Source organism: uncultured Treponema sp. (assembly GCF_945873775.1).
Lineage (GTDB): Bacteria > Spirochaetota > Spirochaetia > Treponematales > Treponemataceae > Treponema_D.
The window spans coordinates 1-18,999 of sequence record NZ_CAMCEC010000009.1; the positions used below are offsets into that span (position 1 = coordinate 1).

Below are 18,999 nucleotides of genomic sequence, written 5' to 3' on the forward strand. Positions count from 1 at the left end.
ATATTTGGTTTTTCTTGGTGAACTATCTGTGGTTAATTCAGGCGAACTCTAATACCAGTCATAGTCTTCTGTGAATTTTTCGTATTTGACTTCTGCTTCTATTCCGTGTTTCTGGAAGATTTTTGTGAATATCTGCTGGTCGGATGGAAAAAGCGGTTTCTCGCATCTGTAAAACTGATAGTATTTTGTTCTTCCGTATTTTATAAGGAGTTCCTTTTTTATTTCCGCGGCTTTTTTGTTAGGAATATCGTCAAGAATATTTTTTGTTCCCCAGGCAAGCTTTATTTTCTTGTCTGTCCTAAAATAAGGACAGTCCTCATTTTTCTTTGGAAAAAGAAGCGGATTCAAAACATAAATGCCAATATCATTTTTTGTTAATTGCCTGTAGCAAATTTGCCTTAGGCAATTCCCGGACTTTTTGCAAGCTGAATTCGCGCATAATTTATATTGTTCTGGTGGTGTAAGGTTCATTCCTATTAATTATTATACAATAAAAAATCACATTTACTAAAGAGATTTTTTAGAGATTATCGGGTCAATCCCGATAATGACATTAAATTATAAAATTCGATATTCTGACTATTTAAGCAAAAAAATACCTCCCACGTTTTTTTACAAACCTGGGAGGCGGATAACTTTCAATGGCTTTATGCTATTGCTTTTGTGCTGTGTATTTTTTTTAGAATCAGCTGGTATGCAATGAGGATTGCAAGCAGGCTTACTCCTATGATGTCGGTTTTTGCCTCTGGAATTACACAGAGAAGTCCGGCAACGGCAAAGAGAATTCTTTCAGCTGTGTCAAATGCAATTATTGTTGTCTTGCGTTTTCCTGAATTGTAGAAAAATCCAGTGTTGTTGAATCCGTAGCCTTCAAGAGCAACGCTGATTCCGAACATTCCGAGAATTGCGGTTACAATTATCATAACGACAGAAAGAGCGGATGCATTTATCATAAGCATTTTGCTGTTGTAGACAAACATATAAGGAATTATAAATGCGCCTATGGCAAGTTTTGTCGCATTCAGGGCGGTTTTCATTGGCTTGGCTTTTGCTATTGCGGCACCGGCAATTGCGGCAAGTGCGACTGGAGGCGTAACATCGGCAATGATTCCAAAGTAGAATGCAAACATATGGGCTGCAAGCGGTTCTATTCCAAGGCTTATGATTGCTCCTGCTGTAATTGTGGAAGTGATAAGGTAGTTTGCAGTTGTAGGCGCGCCCATTCCGAGGATTATGGAAGCAACCATTGTAAAGACCAAAGTTAATAAGAGTTTTCCGTGCGCCAGCATAACAAGTCCGTTTCCAAGCCTTAGTCCCAAACCTGTCAGCGTTACAATTCCGATTATGATTCCCGCCATTCCACAGGCAATCGCTACGCTGATTATGTTTCTTGCGGCAGTGCACATGATTTCAACAATATCTTTTCCGCCGAAAGAAGGCTTGCGTCCATGCGCCAAATCAGAGACAGAAACTCCGAATCCGACCAGAACACAGGCAATGATTCCCATTAACGCCGCAAAAACCGCAGTCTTTCCTGCGCAAAGAAAATAAATAATCACAACAAGCGGAAGAATCATATAGCCTTTTTTTAGAAGAAGAGGCATAAAGCGCGGAAGCTGTTCCTTTGGAAGTCCTTTAAGTCCGAGCTTTTTTGCTTCAAGATGAACGGTTATAAAAATTCCTGTAAAGTAAAGAATCGCCGGAACAATCGCTGCCTTTACAATCGTTATGTACGGAAGCCCGAGGCTTTCTGCCATAAGAAACGCTGCGGCTCCCATGATTGGCGGCATTATCTGTCCTCCTGTGGAAGCTGCTGCCTCAACTGCGCCTGCAAATTCGCCTTTGTAGCCTAGCTTTTTCATCATTGGAATTGTGAACGAGCCAGAACCTACAGTGTTTGAAACAGACGAGCCTGAAACAGTTCCCAAAAGCGCGGAAGACAAAACGGCAACCTTCGCAGGACCGCCGCTCGCTCCTCCTGCAAGCGCATTGCACACGTCAATAAAAAAGTGCCCGATTCCTGTTTTTTCAAGAAGCGCGCCAAACAGAATAAAAAGAAAAATAAATGTAGAGCATGCGCCGATTGGAGTTCCCATGATTCCTTCTGTGTTGTAAAAAAGATGGCATACGACACGCTGAAGCGAATATCCTCTGTGATGCAAAAATCCCGGAAGATATTTTCCCGCGAACGCAAACACGATAAAAGAGCCTGCTATAATCATAATCGGAAGCCCTACGATTCTCCGGCAGCTTTCAAAAAGAACAAGAATTCCGACAATTCCTATTGCAACATCTAGCGGCGTGTTGTTTCCAGAGCGTCTTACAAGCGAATCAAAGTTCACGACAATGTAAAGCCAGCAGGCTGCTCCAATCAGTCCAAGCACAATGTCGTACCAAGGAAGCGTGTTCCGGGGACTGTGTTTTGTTGGAGGAAAAAGAAGAAATGCCAGAAGCTGCACAAAAGCTAAATGTGTTGCGCGAAGAACCTGCGCTGTGATTGCTCCAGACAAAGTTGCATACAACTGAAAAAGCACAAAAATAACAGAAATAAAAACTGTAATATACTGACGCCAGCATTTGTGTTCACGGTAAGACTGCTCGCGGTCCAGCTCTTTCATCATCCTCTTCATTTCTTCTTCGTTTGAAGTAGGAAGAAGCTGTTCGATGTAGTCATTAGAGCTTTTGTTTTTGTTGTTTGCCATTCAAACCTCCTGTAATTTATTTTATATGGTGAAAAATATAATCTGCAATTGAAACATTTTTTATCTGAAAGACTATGCTTGTCTGCGGCTCAAAAAAATCAGCAAGAAAATAGTCTGTGCTTTTTCCATTTTTGTCTTGAATGGAAAAAGCGTGGTTTGCCACAATTCCTACAGCCATTACAAGTTTGTCAACAGTTCTGTTTATATTTGAAATTTCGTAGCCTTCGTCAGTTGACTTAAAAACTGCGCCTGGCATTTCCTGCGGTTCTGGAATTCCGGCTCCGTAAGAAACAAAAACTGTTCTGCCGCACACAAGCTTGCGTCCTTTTGATTTGTAGAAATCTTTTACGCGCCCTTTGTTAACCGAATGTGTATAGGAAATTGCAAAGCCGTTCCTAAAGCCATTCATAGAATAAAATCTTTGCGACGTTTTTTTTCTATTGCTGACTGAAAGAACGGGAAGCGCAGGGAAAATAAAAATTCCCCCTGCCAAAAAAATTAAAACAAGAACTGAAAAAAGTCTTTTAGACAAATATTTCCGCCGGATTAGTTTAAGCCAAGCTCGCTGAAATATTTTTTTGCGCCCGGATGAAGCGGAACAGAAACGCCTGTTACAGCTGACTGCGCGGAAACTTCTTTTCCTTTTGCGTGGGCAGTTGCAAGGTCTGAAAGATTTTCAAACAAAGCCTTTGTCATTTCGTATACGATTTCTTCATCAAGCTTTGCATTTACTGCAAGTGTCGCTTTGATTGCAAGAGCCTGTGTGTCAGAATCTGTTCCTTTGTATGTTCCGCCTGGAATTGTTGTAAGCGTGTAGTATCCGTACTTTTCGCAGATTTTCTTTGCAGCTTCTCCTTCAACTGGAACAAGAGTAAGTCCTGCTGTGAATGCAAGTTCCTGCAATGCAGCGTTTGGAACACCAGCCGTGATAAAGCATCCGTCCAAAGTTCCGTTCTGAATTCCTTCTGCGGATTCCTTGAATGAAAGGTTGCTCTTCTTGATGTCGTCGAATGTGAGTCCGTAGCCTTCCATAATTTGCTTTGCATTGAATTCAACTCCAGAACCTGCGTCTCCTACAGAAATGCGCTTTCCTTTGAAATCAGCAACAGATTTTATTCCGCTGTCTTTTGAAACTGCGATCTGGACAACTTCAGGATAAAGAGTTCCGATTGTCATAATATTTTCAAGCTTTTCGCCTTCAAAAAGATCTGTTCCGTTGTAAGCGTAGTCCATTACATCGTTCTGCACAATTGCGTATTCAGCTTCGCCCTTGTTTATAAGACGAAGATTCTCTGCGGAAGCTCCAGTTGCCTGAGCTGTAACGTTCATATTTTCAATTTTTGTATTCCAAATATTTGCAATTGCTCCGCCAAACGGATAGTATGTTCCGCCAGTTCCGCCGGTCGCAAGAATGTAGTCTTTTTTAGCATTTGAGCAGCCCGAAAGAAGCAGCCCCGCGCAAATCAACAGCGCGCCAAGTTTTACAATTTTCTTCATAGAAACCTCCAAAAAATCAACAAAAATACTCTAAACTTTACTATATAATTGCGTTTTTTTCAATTGGGGGACAGTAGAATATAGAAATGAATAGTGTCATTTTGCAACTTGGAAAGAAGAGAAAAAATAAAATGCTTACTAAAGATTTTTCAGTTTTTATGCTTTCATTCTACTTTGAAAATTTCATAAACAGTTTTGCAATAGAATTGCAAAGATTAAAGAATTTTTTATTTTTCTCGTAAATTCTGCGGAGAAAAATATATGCTGGAGTTTTTGACATTTCAACTGAATAAAAATCTGTGTTTAAGTCATAGACATCATGGAACGCAGCTTTTGGATTTGCAAGAATCTTATCAAGTTCTGGATGTTCAGGCTCAAGAATGGATTTTATTATTTCGTTTTTTGCCATGTCATGAATATGCATTTTTGGGTTTGTGAAAAGATGAAGAACTTTTGCATCATGAATATAAGGCATACATCGGCAGTTTCTATTTATCTGACAGTTCCAGATACCGTCAATTTCTGTGATTGCTCCGTTAAGCCTGTAATTTGCTTCGTTTAAAGAAGTCTGGTCAAAAACAGTTCCGTTTGATTTTTCCCGGCTTTCATTCCAAAGTTCATGCCAAAGAGTAAAAAGGGCATCGGATTTTTCTGAGCCATTAACACTCATAAAACCTCCGTTAAAATGCTTGTCATCATAGCCGTCATGCCAGCCAAATTCCTTTGCATTTTTTTCAAAGAAGTCTTTTACTGGACTTTCCGAAATTTTCATGTGGCGGTTTAAAACCATGCCAACAGCAGGTTCTTTAGGCAAGTCTTCAAGTGATTCATAAATAATTGTGTCGCAATCTATATAAACGAAATCTCTTGGCAAATATTTATTCATTGATGTTTTTATAAATCTTGAACGGTCTCTGTTATTAAATTTTTCTGGAACATCAACTGTAATAATATTTACACTGTATTTTTCAAGAATTGTTCTTTTGTCTTTGAATGTAGATTTTGTATCTTTATCAACTAAAATATATACATTTGCATCTGGCATTACTTTTCTTAATGTCATAATGCTTATTGCTGTCTGTTCATAAAATGTGTCGTTCGGTGTGCTTATTAAAATATATGCAATATTCATTTTTATAGTATATTATTAAATAAATGTTTTTTCAATGAAAAAGTATTTTCAATAAATATGCAACAACATTGCTTAGTGCTTAAAATATGCAATAATATGGCTCTTAGATGAATAAGTTTTTATTTTCTAGGCAATCTGCTTATTGGTCAAAAACATTCCTTTATATATTCTCGGTTTTGATAGTAAAAGTCTGTGTTGAATCTGCTTATGCTGTCGCTGACCCAGGAATTGTAAACTTTGAACAGGCTTTCAATTATGATGTCAACATTTTCATTCGGCTGGACATCCTCAATAAGGCGCTCATACACTTCACCTATTGTCCAGTAATCAGGAACTTCATATTTGCATTTTACAACATTGTCAAAATCGCCTGTTTTTATGGAGCACATATTTATAAATTCTTCCGCAACGCTGTCTATCACCTCGAAATGCAGAACATCTGAATGGGTATATATTCTTTTCACAACACTCTTGCCCAATGTATTTACAATATATGCTCTCTTTTGTTTTTGTCTGCGGCCAATAAATTCGATTAAGCTGCAAGTATAAAACAGCGCGTTATCATTCTTCATCGGTAACCTCGTATGAATCTATGAATTTTAAGCATTTCAAGGCTTCTTCCGTATTGAAGCTTATTTGATGTGTCGGGTATTTGAATTCTACCAAGCTCCAAAAATTTTTCCTGCTGATTTTGCCGTCAATGAAGAAAACATTTTTTTTCTATTTAATCAATAAGTTTATTTTTTTGTTGTTGATTTTATAACCTATCATACAAACAAAAAAACTTAAAAAGGTTGTGAGCAAGAATTTTGTGATTGGAGAATTTGCAAAAACAGGATATAAATGAATTAGCCCTATTGATATTATTTCAAGTATAAATCTATGCATAAAATACATTCCTGAGCTTAAATTTCGTAATATTGACATTTGTCTTTTTGGAAATGGAATATGCAAGGCTATAAGAAAAATGCAGGCGATAAAATAAGGTAAAAATATAAATAATGAATGGTCATCCATCAGGAACTGTTTATTTTGCTCTGCAAAGTAAATCTCTGCACATAATAACAAAAATAAAATTGGAGAGATACAACAAACTATCTTGTTGTATTGTTTGTTCCATTTTTTGTTTATTTCATAGCATTTTATTCCTATTGCAAGATCAAAAAATCCCACAAAGAGACCATTCCGGGCAATTTTGAAAAATTTGGCATATAGTTCTATCATGCTGGAAAAAAACGGAATGTCTTTGATAATGTAATAGTAAGTGTTGCAAATCAAGGCGAACGAATATAAAAAGATTCCAATAGAAATTGCTAGATTTATTTTATTTCTTTTTAGAAATGGATATAAAAATATAATTCCAAATATGCAGGCAGAAAGAAACCACATTGCTCCAGGCGGATCAAATAAAATCCTCTGAATGGTTCTTACAAACCATTTTATTGAAAACTGATAATTGTTGATGATTTTTAGAAACACATCAAGCAATATATTCAGTGTAACATAAAATAAAAGTGGAACTAATATTCTTCGTATATATGATTTTATTGTCTGTTCAATTCCACCCCCCCCGGATTTTTCAAGCTTTGACATAAAGAAAAAACCGCTTGCAACAAAAAAGAAAGGAACTGCAAGTCGAAATATGCAGTGCAAAATATACCAGCCAGTTCTTCCAAATATAGACTCTATATTACAATGTATAGCAATAACACATAGCATGAAAAAGAATTTTAATACATCTACAAAATTATACTCTTTTTTATTAGTTCCGATTTTCATAATGTTGTATAATTGTACAATGTTTTATAAAATTATAATAGTAAGTAAGGTTAATAAAAACACTAAAGATAGGTTTATATGAAATATTTATTTTTATCTCCAAAAGATGACAATTATACATTTTATTATTCTGATTTATTAAAAAATAAAGATGTTTTGTGGGTAAATACCTCTTTGAATAAAAAAGGGCTCATTGGTTTTCTTTACGGAATTCATATATCTAAAAAACTTAATAAAATTATCAATATTCCGTTCAAAGATATTTGGATTCAGAATTATAAAACAAAAAAAATAAAGGACTTTATAAAAACTGATGAAAAATGCATCGTTTTGGTTTTTAGGCATTCCTTTTTCTTGTTTTATCGTCATTCTTATGAAAAATGGCTGAAAAAAATAAATCCTAATATAAAAATATGCTTCTTGTTTGCGGATATTGTTGATTCTTATAAAAAAGGTTTTGACATAAATATTGCAAAAAATAAATTTGATGCGCTGTTCTCATTTGATAAAGAAGATTCGCAAAAATACGGACTGGTTTATTATCCTCATATAGTGCCGTTTCCTGCCAATATAGAAATTCAGAATGTCCGGGGGGGGCAAAAGTATAGTATATATTTTATGGGAAGAGCAAAAAAACGATTGAATTTGCTTGTTGAAATATATAAAAAATTAAAACAGAATGGAATAAAAGTCTTATTCGAAATTGCAGGAGCAAAAGAAAGCGAGCGGACATTTTTTGATGAAAATTTTCAATATATAGATTTTATTACATATAAAGAATATTTAAGAAGATGTTCAAATGCAGATTGCTTGCTTGAAGTTATGCAGTCAACTTCCAATACTGGTTATACAACACGAGTTTTGGAAGCTATTTCTTTGAATAAAAAACTTATCTCAAATAATCAGGATTTAATAAATGCTCCGTTTTATGATAAAAAAATGCTGTCAACTTTCACATCAGAAAATGATTTTAATATAGAATTTTTAAATAAAACAAATACTCCTTTGCATTGGAATTATGATAGCTATCAATACTCCGCGGACAAACTGCTGTCATTTTTGAGAGAATATTTGTATAAAAAAGACAAATAGAATATTATTTTTATTGCAATATTATTTGTGAAAGTCTTTGCAAATCTTTTTTCTGAAATTCACTTATATAGGCAAATCTTTCTAGCCCATTTTTTGAACATTCATTATAAATTTCTTTGTCAGAAAGCTGCAGTATTCTATTCTTGATTTCATAAATAGAATATGGGTCGAAATAAATTGCCGCATTTCCACAAACTTCTGGAATGGAAGATGACCCGGAAGTTATGACAGGAACTCCATACTTCATTGCAGATAGTGGTGGATAACCAAAGCCTTCATTTAATGATGGATATATAAAAGCATAGGAATTCTCAAAAAGACATTCTAATTCATCTCGTTCTATATAATCTAATAATACAAAATTTTCTTTATGTTTTATTTCCTTTTTAAATATCTTCTTGTTTATGACACCTGTAAGCACTAATTTATAATCACAAAATTTTTTATCATCAAGTATTAGGTCGAAAGCTTGAATTGCCCTTATTGCATTTTTTATCCAGCGTTCAGCATTTGTAAGTAAAAAGTACTTTTTTGCTTCAATATTGATTTTTTCTTTTATTTTTGAAAATTCAATTGATTTTATTGAATTATTTTCTAGTTGATTGAAAGATGGTGAATAGCAAATTTTTATATTTTCTTCCTTGATTTGTGGATAAAAAGAAAGAATTGAAAATTTTGAATGATTTGAAACTGTGATAATTTTTATATTTGGTCGGATTAAATTATTAATGCTGCTGTTTGATACGATTCTTTTTATTTCTTTTTCTTTGAAAAGAAATTGTTTTACAATCTTTTTTATTATGTTGAATTTCTGTTTATTTGTTGAACAATATTTCAGTTCTATAGAATTTGCAGGCATTTCTATTTGTCTTAGTCCATGAATTGTTACTATTGTTTCACAAAAGTCTAATTTCCATCCAAGACTTTGCTGTATTAATGGTGAATAGAAACGGTCTATTTTATATTTTTGTAAAATTTCAGTAGGTTTTACTTCTTTTATATCAATAAGTATAACTCCAAGACTTTTTGCTTTTTCAATTAAATCTATATTTATATATCTTGAAGAATCGTATGCAGCATATAAGTTTATATCATCTTTATTATAACTATAAATAATTTTGTTAAATACAACTTCTGCGTAATCCCCCCCCCCGTGAAATTTAGAGCCTCTGATAGGTTGTGTGCTGGTAAGGTCAAAAAGAATATTTTTCATTTTTTACTGTCCTTTTTGTGAATATTGTTTTTTTATTGGTAATTTAAGGTTTAACGCTTTAGACATATAAATATATGCAAAACTGAACAAAGTTGTTGCAATAACTCCAGTTATTATTAGTGTGAGAATAAAAGTTTTTGTTGCATCAGACTTTGGAATGAATTTTGTTGTTATAAATGTTATTATACAAATAAAAATGCTTGTAGCTGCAATTATTCCTTCGAATAAAAAATATTTAACAGTCTTATTATTTTTATAGTAAAGCTTAAATAAAAATTGCCCGTTCCAAAAATGACCAACAGTTATTGATATTACGGTGGCAAGTATGACTCCGTATATTCCCATCAGTTTTACAAGTATAAAATTTCCAATTATATTCAACAAAGATTCTGCAATAGCCCTGTATTTTCCATCCCACCACATACCTGATGCGTTAAAATAAAGAGAATTCATGTCTCCAGATTTCATTATATAGAAATATGAACATATTAGAATAACTGCTCCAAATGGCAGAAGAAATTCTTCTCCTAACCAAAGTCGCATAAATGGCTGGTACATACATAACATACATGTTGTACACCAGCCGGAAAATAAGGTATAAAACAGATTGAATTTTTTTAGATTTTCATAATTTTTTTCTTTTGTTTCTGTTTGAAGAGTGTTACCAACTCCTGCTTGCAGGGAATTAATAACTATATTTAAAATTCCTGTAATTGCAGAAATAACAAGAAGATAGTTTGAATAAATTGTTGTCATTGCAAGACCAAGAAAAGCGCTTATAAAAATGCTGTCAAAACTGTTTCTTGAAGTTTGTGCAAGTTTACTTATCATCAATCCTGCAACTTTTTTTCTTATGTCTTTTTTTACTGATATATCGAGTTTTCCTTTGCATGAATATTCAGGGAACATTCTTTTTGTCTCAATTCCAACCATAACATTGTTAAGAACTGTAAAAATCGGCATCATTAAGACATATAAATAATAATTTTTTATTGTAACGAGAATAAGCAGCTGGCAGATATTCATCAGTCCCTGGGTTATTGTAAGTATGTTGCTTATTACATCCCGTCTTTGGTGTGCATTTAACAGTGAATTTTTATAGCCAAATAAAAGATAGCTCAAAGATGTGTTTACTAAATAAATACTGTAAAGTACATATATGTTTATATCCTGTGGAATATTTCCCTTTATAAGATGCGGCAGGAATGGCATTACCGCTGTTCCCAGTGCAAGAATGACAAGCCCGATTATAAAATAAACTCGTTTGTAAAAATTAAGAAGCGCGCAGATTGTGTCTTTGTCATCTTCTGCAATAGGTTTGTACATGGAGTAGACAACAGCACTTGCGAAACCTAATTCTGTAAGATTCAACACTTGCAGAATCGATGAAAAAAGGCTGTTCAGACCAGCATACTCAATTCCGATTTTCTTAATAAGAACGGTTCGTATTAAAAATGGAAAAAATATAGTAAAAATTTTGTTGAACATTCCGCTGTATATGTTTCTAACAGCATTTTTTGTACGAGAGAGTTTTATTTTGGGTTTTAATATTTCTTGTTCTGACAATTAAATAATTCCTATAGCCTGTATTTTAAAGCAAGCTCAAAATGCCAGTTGTTAATCTGATCATTTCCTACAGTTTCTTTGTCTTCATTTCTTATGTTGTAAAGTGGATTTATTATTAAGTCGAATGCAGCTCCAGCTGTTGCAGAAAAGTTTTTGGTAATGAAATATGTGGTTGTTGCTCCAAAATAGTAATTTGCTTTGAATGCATGACTATATTTTATCTCTGTTTCATTTGTATTTGAATTTATTGCCTTTGCATAGATATAGTTATTGTCTGGATTATTTCTGCCTATACACAAAAATGTAGAACCTTTTGGATAATAGATCCTATATTCGAGGTGCTGGGAATTTCCTCCATATCCAATTCCTGAGCCTAGCCACTGACCTCTGTTTGTGTATCCCTGTGTGATTTGATAATGAAATCCAAAACTGTAACCACCGACAAGCTGGTAGTTCTGCGACATTTCTGTATTGTTCCATTCAAATATAAGTTCGCTGTATATCTTTTTTTCTTCTGAAATTGTAATTGATTTTTTTGCGCCCACAGTGTATGTCATTGTATGCGTAAGATAACGCTGGTAGCCTTTGAATCCGCCTCCCGGAGCATAATCGTCAGTTCCGATTTCTCCGTAGATTTCAAAACCTACAGAAGGAAACAAGTAATCTGCTGTAAAAGAAAATTTCTGATCTTCTCCGGCTCCTTTTTCTCCTACATGGGTATTGTTGCCAACAGGTATTATATATTTTAGATTTTCCTTTGAGGATTTTACAAGGCAAGTTCTGTTTAGGCCAATAGTAAGTCCAGGCAAAAATGATGGAGCGTAACTGAATGTAAATCCATGGATTAAGTTATGGTCGTTGCCAGAGTCATTGTCAAAATATTTTGATTCTGTTAAATATCCTGTCCAAATTCTTCCTTCGATGTGGCCAATATTCCATCCTGTATGAGGTATGTGAATTTCTGTTTTTCTTAAACCTATATCAAATTTTGGATATGTAGCGGCATTATTAGAATGAAGCATTGGATTTAAGAATGCAGGTCCTAGCCAAATTGCCTGTGTTCCAAATCCGGCTGTAAGGTTTTTCCAGGAGTATCTTGCTTCTGTGTCTCCCCAGTCAAATGTCCAGAAAGACGAATCTCCAAAACGCTGCGGAGCATCTGCTCCTGTGTCATTTCCATATCCCCAAATATATGCGTATTTGTTTGTATAATATGCGCTGTTGTCAAAAAGTTCAAATTCCTTGTTCTGGCTCCAGCTTATTTGCGGCTTGAATGTCAGTTCGAGTCCGTAGGCTTCTAGTCTTGCGCCGGCGGTCAGACTTGTGTTGTAGCCTTTTCCTTGCCAGAGCGCGCCGTCGTTTTGTCCGTAAGGGGCTTTTGTGTTGTAGCTGTTGAACCATTCAGGACCATAGAGTTTGAGTTTTACACTGCGGTCGATTTCGGATGTGAACCAGTTTGTTTCTGTTGCGTCTAATTCATATAAGATGCGTTTTGTTCCAAGATTGTTACCTTTCCAAATGTGGTCTTCATCTGTAATCTGCCATTCGCTGTCGCTTAACGTGCGATAGTTTAGTGTCGGGCGTTCTGCCGCTCCAGTAAGGCTTAAAAAGTCGTAGTATTCTTCTTCTGTTGATTTTAAGGCTTCCTGAGCAAATACTGCTGAAAAGATAGAAAGCGCAATTGGCATTATAAAGTTGATTTTTTTCATACGTAGATTATAACTTTTTTGACATGATAGAATCAACTGCAAATTTCTTTTATAAATTGAAAAAAGTGAAGTTTTTCTATTGACATAATTTATTCAAATTGATATAGTATTATCACACTTTGCAAAAAGCAATGCGGGGATGGTGGAATTGGTAGACACGCCAGCTTGAGGTGCTGGTGGCGCAAGCTGTGCCTGTTCAAGTCAGGTTCTCCGCACTTAAGGACTGCTAAATTGCAGTCCTTTTTTTATAGTTGAATTGTATTATAATAAACTTGGGTAAGTATAAAAAAATCAAAATTTACTATAATGCCTAAATTGGGAGTTTTTATAAAATTAACTGATTAACTGTCATTATCAGGCTTGACCCGATAATCTGTTGTAAATTTATGGCGGTTTTTATCAGAACTCTAAATTGAACTTAGTATGTCTTTATGTGTTTTCCTGCAAATCATCAATTATTTATCTTTTGTAATTTCTGAAATTTTTTTGAGTAAAAGTTCTGTTAAGATTTTGTCTGTGATAAAAATTGACAAAAGTGCGATTATTGCGATAAATGCTACTATTGCAAAAAAGAATCTTTCGTTGGTTTGATTTTCCCGCCAGTTGAATTTTCCAGAAACTATGACTTGATAATTTTTTCCGCTGATTTTTATTTTTGTGCCGTATATGCTCGCGCCTTCTGAATTTATGCTTCCTTTTCCGCCGAGCTCGTAAAGAAATTCTTTTAATTTTTGAGCTTCTGGAGTCTGGCTTCCGACTGAACGCGCTGTTTTTCCGTCTTCAGAAATTGCTTCAAGAAAAATTCCGTGGGTGTCCGCATAATCAAGCATGGAAAGAAAACTTTCGCTGTCGGTTTTTCCGTTTTTTATGTAGGATTTCATCTGGTGAATCATCATTACGTAAGCAAGTTTGAGCCTTGAGTCTTCAACAGATTCGTCCATGTACTGCCTGAAAAAAATGTTCCAGAATAAAAGTCCTGCCAAAACTGTTGCGGCTGTTCCTGCCAAAAATGGAATTATAATCATAAGAATGTTGGAAAGAAAAATATGTTTTTTTATTGTCATGGCTGTTATTTAAATTTTCTTTTTTAAGGCACGATTAAAAATCTGTTAGTTTTCTGTTAAAATGCAAAATTAAAAAACTTCTTGCTATTTTTTTTGCCGGGTTTTACAATTTCAGCATGAATGCAAAGAAACTTTCGCTCCTTATAAACGCTGCTTCTGGAAAATGCGAGGCGGAGCTTGTGATAAAAAATTGCCGTGTTGTAAATCCAATAACGCGGACTGTAAAAAATGCAGACATTGCTGTGGAGCAGGGATTGATTGCCGGCGTTGGCTCGTACCACGGAAAAACTGAAATTGATGCGCATGGGCTTTTTGCGGTTGCGGGGCTTATTGACGCTCATGTTCATATTGAATCTTCAATGTGCACGCCGGAATCTTTTGCTCAGCTTGTAGTTCCAAAAGGCACAACAACAGTAATTGCCGATCCTCACGAAATTGCGAATGTCAGCGGTTCTGAAGGAATTCACTTTATGATTAATTCCGCACGTCGGGTTCCGTTAAAAGTTCATTTTATGATTCCGTCTTGCGTTCCTGCCACTGGCTTTGAAGATTCCGGGGCTGCCCTTGATTCAGAGGCTGTTGAAGAGCTTTTGAAAAAGCCTGAAATTTTGGGACTTGGAGAATTGATGAACGCTCCCGGTGTTTCGTCCTGCGATTCTGAAGTTCTGGAAAAAATTTGTGCGGCAAAAAATGCTCAGAAAATTATAGACGGACATGCGCCTGGCTTGAATGGTTTTTCTTTGAATGCTTATTCCGCGGCAGGAATAAAAACTGACCATGAATGCAGTTCTCCACAGGAAGTTTTGGAGCGACTTGAAAACGGAATGTATGTTCTTTTGCGCCAAGGTTCTGCTGCCCAAAATCTTGCGGAAATTCTTCCTTCTGTAACAAGAGAAAATTCCAGAAGATGCGCAATGTGCACTGACGACAAGCATCCTCAGGATATAATTGAATTCGGGCATATAAACGCAAACCTTAAGCTTGCTGTAAAAAACGGGCTTGACTGTTTTACTGCAATTGCAATGGCGACCGTGAACGCTGCGGAATGCTACGGCTTGAATGATGTCGGGCTGATTGCGCCAGGATATTCTGCGGACATTGTTCTTTTTAATAATCTTGAGGATTTTGAGGCTGAAAAAGTTTTTATAGACGGAAAACTCGCTGCGGAAAATGGAAAGGCTGTTTTTGAAATCCGCAATAGGGTAGACAAGGCTGTAACTCATTCTGTTCATATAAAGCCATTTATAATAGAAGATTTAGAAATAAAATTGAATTCTGAAAACGCAAAAGTCATAAGTTTAAAAAATCATGAGCTTGTAACAAAATGCGAAATTCGGAAAGTGAATTTGACAAACGGAATTTTTGACTGCAAAAAAAATCCGCAGATTCAAAAACTTATTGTAATGGAGCGGCACAAGAAAAGTGGAAAAATCGGAAAAGGCCTTATAGAAAACTATGGAATTCACGGCGGAGCGATTGCCACTACAATTGCCCATGATTCCCACAATATTATTGCCGCAGGAGACAACGACAGCGATATTTTTATTGCGGTAAATGAACTTAACAAAATGGGCGGCGGGATTATTCTTGTAAAGCGCGGAACTGTCATTGGCTCTTTGTCTCTTCCGATTGCGGGCTTGATGTCTGATAAGAATTTTGCGGAAGTAAGCAAAACTCTGAAAAATCTTTTGGAGCTTGCTTGGAATGAGCTTGGAATCAGCCGCGAAATTGAGCCTTTTATGACACTTTCATTTTTAAGCCTGCCTGTGATTCCTGAAATAAAACTTACTCCGCGCGGACTTTTTGATGTCAATGAATTCAAATTCACGCCGATTGAAGCTGACTGATATTTTTTTTGTCATTTGTATTTTTCTAAATTTTTGATTATATTATAGTCTATGAAAAAACAACCAAACGAAAAAGAAATTTTAGGACTTCCAGCTGAAACTCAGCTTCCTTTAAAACTTAATATTCTTCCTATTGGCGGCCGCCCGATTTTTCCGGGAATTTTTACGCCGCTTATGATAAATAATTCCGAGGACATAAAAGTTATTGAAGATTCTTTGGCAGGCGACGGTTTTATTGGAATTGTCATGTTAAAAGAAGACAAGGAAAATCCTACTGTTGTTGATCTTCATAAAGTTGGAACTGTTGCCCGCATTATAAAAAAAATAAATTTGCCGGATGGCGGCGTTAATGTTTTTGTTTCGACTTTGCAGCGTTTTAAAATCCGCAAGGTCTTGAATAGTTCAAATCCTATTGCCGCGGCTGTTGAATATATTGAGGATGAAGAGGACAACACTTTTGAAGTAAAGGCTCTTACGCGCGCTCTTATAAGTGAAATGAAGGAAATCAGCGAAAACAATCCGATGTTCAGCGAGGAAATGCGTCTTAACATGGTGAACATTGATCATCCTGGAAAAATCGCGGACTTCATTGTTTCGATTTTAAATATCGACAAGGAAGAGCAGCAGAAAGTTCTTGAAATGACAAATGTTCACAAAAGAATGGAGCAAGTTCTTGTCTTTATAAAAAAAGAGCAGGAAATTTTCCGTGTTCAGAAAAAGATTCAGACTGAGCTGAATGAAAAAGTCGAAAAAAATCAGCGTGAATATTTCTTGCGCGAGGAAATGAAAAGCATTCAGGAAGAACTTGGAATTGCTGGAGACTCAAAGACAAGCGACTACCAAAAGTTCAAATCGAAAATCGAATCATTTAATTTTAAAGGCGAAGTGAAAGAAGCGTTGGACAGCGAGCTTGAAAAATTTCATTTGCTTGATCCGCACGACCCGGACTACAACATGAGCCGCAATTATCTTGAGACTGTTTGTTCTCTTCCGTGGAATGACGAGCCGCTTGAAAACTACAATATTGAAAAAGCCTCAAAAATTCTTGAAAATGACCATTACGGTCTTGAAGATGTAAAAAAACGCATCATTGAATATCTTGCTGTGCGTATGCTTAAAAACGACGGAAAAGGTTCTGTGCTGATTTTAGTTGGACCTCCGGGAGTTGGAAAAACAAGCGTTGGACGTTCAATTGCAAATGCGATGAACAAAAAATTTTTTAGATTCAGTGTGGGCGGCGAGCATGACGAGTCTAAGATAAAAGGTTTTAGGCGGACTTACATTGGCTCTATGCCAGGACAAATTATTGAGGGCTTGAAAATTACAAAGTCAAAAGCTCCTGTTTTTATGATTGATGAAGTTGACAAGATGAATGCAAGCGCGCAGGGAGATCCTTCAGCTGCATTGCTTGAAGTTCTTGATCCTGAACAGAATTCAACTTTCCGCGACAGCTATTTGAATTTGCCGTTTGATTTGAGCAAGGTTTTCTTCATTCTTACTGCGAACACTTTGGACACAATTCCTCGGCCTTTGCTTGACCGCGCTGAAATAATTGAGCTTTCAGGCTACATAGATCAGGAAAAAATTGAAATTGCGCGGAAATATTTGCTTCCGAAAAATCTTGTTAAAAACGGATTCAAGAAAAATCAGGTGAAATATTCAAAGCAGGCTCTATCTTTAATTGCGACAGAATATGCAAGGGAAGCCGGAGTCCGCAATTTTGAAAAGTGCATTGATAAAATAAACAGAAAACTTGTCGCTGCGGAAGTAAGCCAGCTTGAAAAAAATGGAGCGACTGATTCTGCAAAGATTGGCGAAGCTGTTGCAAAGAAAAATTTCAGCATTGATATTCCAGAAGTCAGAAAATATCTTGGCAAGGCAGTTTTTGATGAAAGCCAGATAAAGACAGCTTCTGTGCCCGGAACTGCGATTGGCCTTGCTTGGACGAGCATGGGCGGCGACACTTTGCTTTTGGAATCAATTGCGATAAAGTCTTCAAAAGGCGGACTTCAGCTTACAGGACAAATGGGCGATGTTATGAAGGAAAGCGCGCAGATTGCCATGAACTGGAGCCGTCAGTTTGCAATAGAAAATAAAATCAAGGACAGCAAATGGTTTGAAGAAAACACAGTTCATCTTCATATTCCGGAAGGCGCAACTCCAAAAGACGGACCTAGCGCGGGAATTACAATGGCGGTAACTTTTACTTCGCTTTTAAAGGGAAAAAAAATAAAGCCGAACCTTGCAATGACTGGAGAACTTAGCCTTACAGGGCAGGTGCTCCCAATTGGTGGTCTTAGAGAAAAAACTGTCGCTGCAAAACGCAACAAGATAAAGACGATTATAATTCCAAAGGCAAATGTCCGTGACCTTGACGAAATTCCAGAGCACGTAAAAAGCGGAATAAAATTTATTCCAGTGTCAAATGTTCAGGAAGTGATTGATATTGTCTTTTAGCGTATGAAATTTGCTTTTACTTTTTTTGCCGGATTTTTTGTACTTGTTTCTGCTTCTTTTGCATTTCCGTTTAATTCGAAACTTTCGGAGCAGGAGCTTGATTCTGCTTTAAATGGTGAAATTCTTATTCGAAATATCAGCTCGTACAAAAATATTTGCCTTGACGTGGAAAATGCGGAAGTAAATTCCTGCCTTGATGAATTGAGAGAACTGAATCCGCGTTATTTTGTGGAAGTTCTTCAGATTAGAAAAGCAAGTGATGGCGATGGAGTTATAAAAAAACTTTCTGAGCTTCTTTCAAATGTTGAGTCTTATACAAAAATTCCTTATTATTCGGAACGCCACAAGACGACAACTCCGCTTTATTCATACTGCAAAATTCTTTCTGATTCGCAGGCTGATGAAATGCGCAATTTTACTGTTGATATGGAAATGCCTCCTTTTGAAGTTTACACTGCGGATATTTCTATAAAAACAGATTATGAAAATTTTCTGCTTTACAAATCAAAAAATTTAAATGACATGGCTTGCATTTCTTTTGTGCGTGTAAAAGAAAATAATCTTAGGTCGATTGTGGTTGCTTTTAAGCATGATGAATATTGGATTATTTATGGAATTGGAGCGGCAAAAGCTCCCAAAATAAAATTTTTGACACACAGAATTGAAGTTGCCTTTATTTCGCGGGTAAAAGCATTTTGTTCTTTTGCAACATCTTTTTTAGATTGAAACAATAAGGTTCAGAAATATAAGAAAAGCCGTTTGGAATGTTCCAAACGGCTTTTGTGTTTTTACACTAAAAAAAGTACTTTCAGGTTATTTCTTGAAAGCTTCAGCTACAGCAACGGCACATGCTACTGTACAAGTATTCATCCGTCGTTTCCTCCGGATGAAACTCGAGTTTTTATTTGCTCGCAATGCTCGCATTTTTGCTGTGCAAAAAA

The 18,999-nt window shown here is 35.9% G+C and carries 15 protein-coding genes and 1 tRNA gene; 5 read left to right on the plus strand and 11 right to left on the minus strand.

Going from position 1 to position 18,999, the window contains the following annotated elements:
- Positions 1-48 precede the first annotated feature (48 nt).
- From Q0N70_RS06070 to Q0N70_RS06100, 7 genes are all read right to left on the minus strand, one after another.
- The gene (locus tag Q0N70_RS06070) at positions 49-471 is read right to left on the minus strand and encodes a DUF6078 family protein (RefSeq protein WP_294014942.1); all 423 of its coding nucleotides are present in this window, start codon (positions 469-471) and stop codon (positions 49-51) included.
- Positions 472-647: 176 nt separating this feature from the next.
- Complete coding sequence (locus Q0N70_RS06075) at positions 648-2,702, minus strand: TRAP transporter permease (RefSeq protein ID WP_294014944.1); 2,055 nt, start codon at positions 2,700-2,702, stop codon at positions 648-650.
- Between the two features lie 16 nt (positions 2,703-2,718).
- Complete coding sequence (locus Q0N70_RS06080; RefSeq protein WP_294014946.1) at positions 2,719-3,234, minus strand: DUF1850 domain-containing protein; 516 nt, start codon at positions 3,232-3,234, stop codon at positions 2,719-2,721.
- Between the two features lie 14 nt (positions 3,235-3,248).
- The gene (locus Q0N70_RS06085; protein WP_294014948.1) at positions 3,249-4,199 is read right to left on the minus strand and encodes a TAXI family TRAP transporter solute-binding subunit; all 951 of its coding nucleotides are present in this window, start codon (positions 4,197-4,199) and stop codon (positions 3,249-3,251) included.
- A 169-nt stretch (positions 4,200-4,368) separates the two neighbouring features.
- Positions 4,369-5,331, minus strand: coding sequence for a hypothetical protein (locus Q0N70_RS06090; RefSeq protein ID WP_294014950.1), 963 nt, complete (start codon positions 5,329-5,331; stop codon positions 4,369-4,371).
- 146 nt (positions 5,332-5,477) lie between these two features.
- Entirely contained in the window at positions 5,478-5,903 is a 426-nt protein-coding gene (locus Q0N70_RS06095; RefSeq protein WP_294014952.1) for a hypothetical protein, read from the minus strand.
- A gap of 148 nt (positions 5,904-6,051) precedes the next feature.
- Positions 6,052-7,110 (minus strand): acyltransferase family protein, encoded by a 1,059-nt coding sequence (locus tag Q0N70_RS06100; RefSeq protein ID WP_294014954.1) that lies wholly within the window; start codon positions 7,108-7,110, stop codon positions 6,052-6,054.
- A 78-nt stretch (positions 7,111-7,188) separates the two neighbouring features.
- Here Q0N70_RS06100 and Q0N70_RS06105 point away from each other — a divergent pair, with 78 nt between their 5' ends.
- A complete protein-coding gene (locus Q0N70_RS06105; RefSeq protein WP_273464524.1) occupies positions 7,189-8,202 on the plus strand; it encodes a hypothetical protein in 1,014 nt (337 codons plus the stop codon).
- A 10-nt stretch (positions 8,203-8,212) separates the two neighbouring features.
- Here Q0N70_RS06105 and Q0N70_RS06110 read toward each other — a convergent pair whose 3' ends face one another.
- From Q0N70_RS06110 to Q0N70_RS06120, 3 genes are read right to left on the minus strand one after another with little or no spacing between them, the layout of a single operon-like run.
- Positions 8,213-9,415, minus strand: coding sequence for a glycosyltransferase (locus Q0N70_RS06110; RefSeq protein ID WP_294014957.1), 1,203 nt, complete (start codon positions 9,413-9,415; stop codon positions 8,213-8,215).
- A 3-nt stretch (positions 9,416-9,418) separates the two neighbouring features.
- Positions 9,419-10,981: a polysaccharide biosynthesis protein gene (locus Q0N70_RS06115; RefSeq protein WP_294014959.1), complete on the minus strand. Its 1,563-nt coding sequence runs from the start codon at positions 10,979-10,981 to the stop codon at positions 9,419-9,421.
- An 11-nt stretch (positions 10,982-10,992) separates the two neighbouring features.
- Entirely contained in the window at positions 10,993-12,690 is a 1,698-nt protein-coding gene (locus Q0N70_RS06120) for a capsule assembly Wzi family protein (protein WP_294014961.1), read from the minus strand.
- A gap of 133 nt (positions 12,691-12,823) precedes the next feature.
- Between Q0N70_RS06120 and Q0N70_RS06125 the strand changes: the two genes are divergently transcribed.
- Positions 12,824-12,905: transfer RNA gene (locus Q0N70_RS06125), tRNA-Leu, on the plus strand.
- Positions 12,906-13,145: 240 nt separating this feature from the next.
- Here the strand turns inward: Q0N70_RS06125 and Q0N70_RS06130 are convergent.
- Positions 13,146-13,754 carry a hypothetical protein gene (locus Q0N70_RS06130; RefSeq protein ID WP_294014963.1) on the minus strand — a complete coding sequence of 203 codons (609 nt, stop codon included), beginning with the start codon at positions 13,752-13,754 and terminating at the stop codon, positions 13,146-13,148.
- A 116-nt stretch (positions 13,755-13,870) separates the two neighbouring features.
- Between Q0N70_RS06130 and ade the strand changes: the two genes are divergently transcribed.
- Genes ade through Q0N70_RS06145 form a run of 3 tightly spaced genes read left to right on the plus strand, consistent with a single transcriptional unit; the run spans position 13,871 to position 18,784 of the window.
- Positions 13,871-15,601: an adenine deaminase gene (ade, locus tag Q0N70_RS06135; RefSeq protein ID WP_294014965.1), complete on the plus strand. Its 1,731-nt coding sequence runs from the start codon at positions 13,871-13,873 to the stop codon at positions 15,599-15,601.
- Between the two features lie 51 nt (positions 15,602-15,652).
- Complete coding sequence (lon, locus tag Q0N70_RS06140; RefSeq protein ID WP_294014967.1) at positions 15,653-18,058, plus strand: endopeptidase La; 2,406 nt, start codon at positions 15,653-15,655, stop codon at positions 18,056-18,058.
- Between the two features lie 3 nt (positions 18,059-18,061).
- On the plus strand, positions 18,062-18,784 hold the full coding sequence (locus tag Q0N70_RS06145; RefSeq protein WP_294014969.1) for a DUF6675 family protein: 723 nt from the start codon (positions 18,062-18,064) through the stop codon (positions 18,782-18,784).
- Positions 18,785-18,999: the final 215 nt, after the last annotated feature.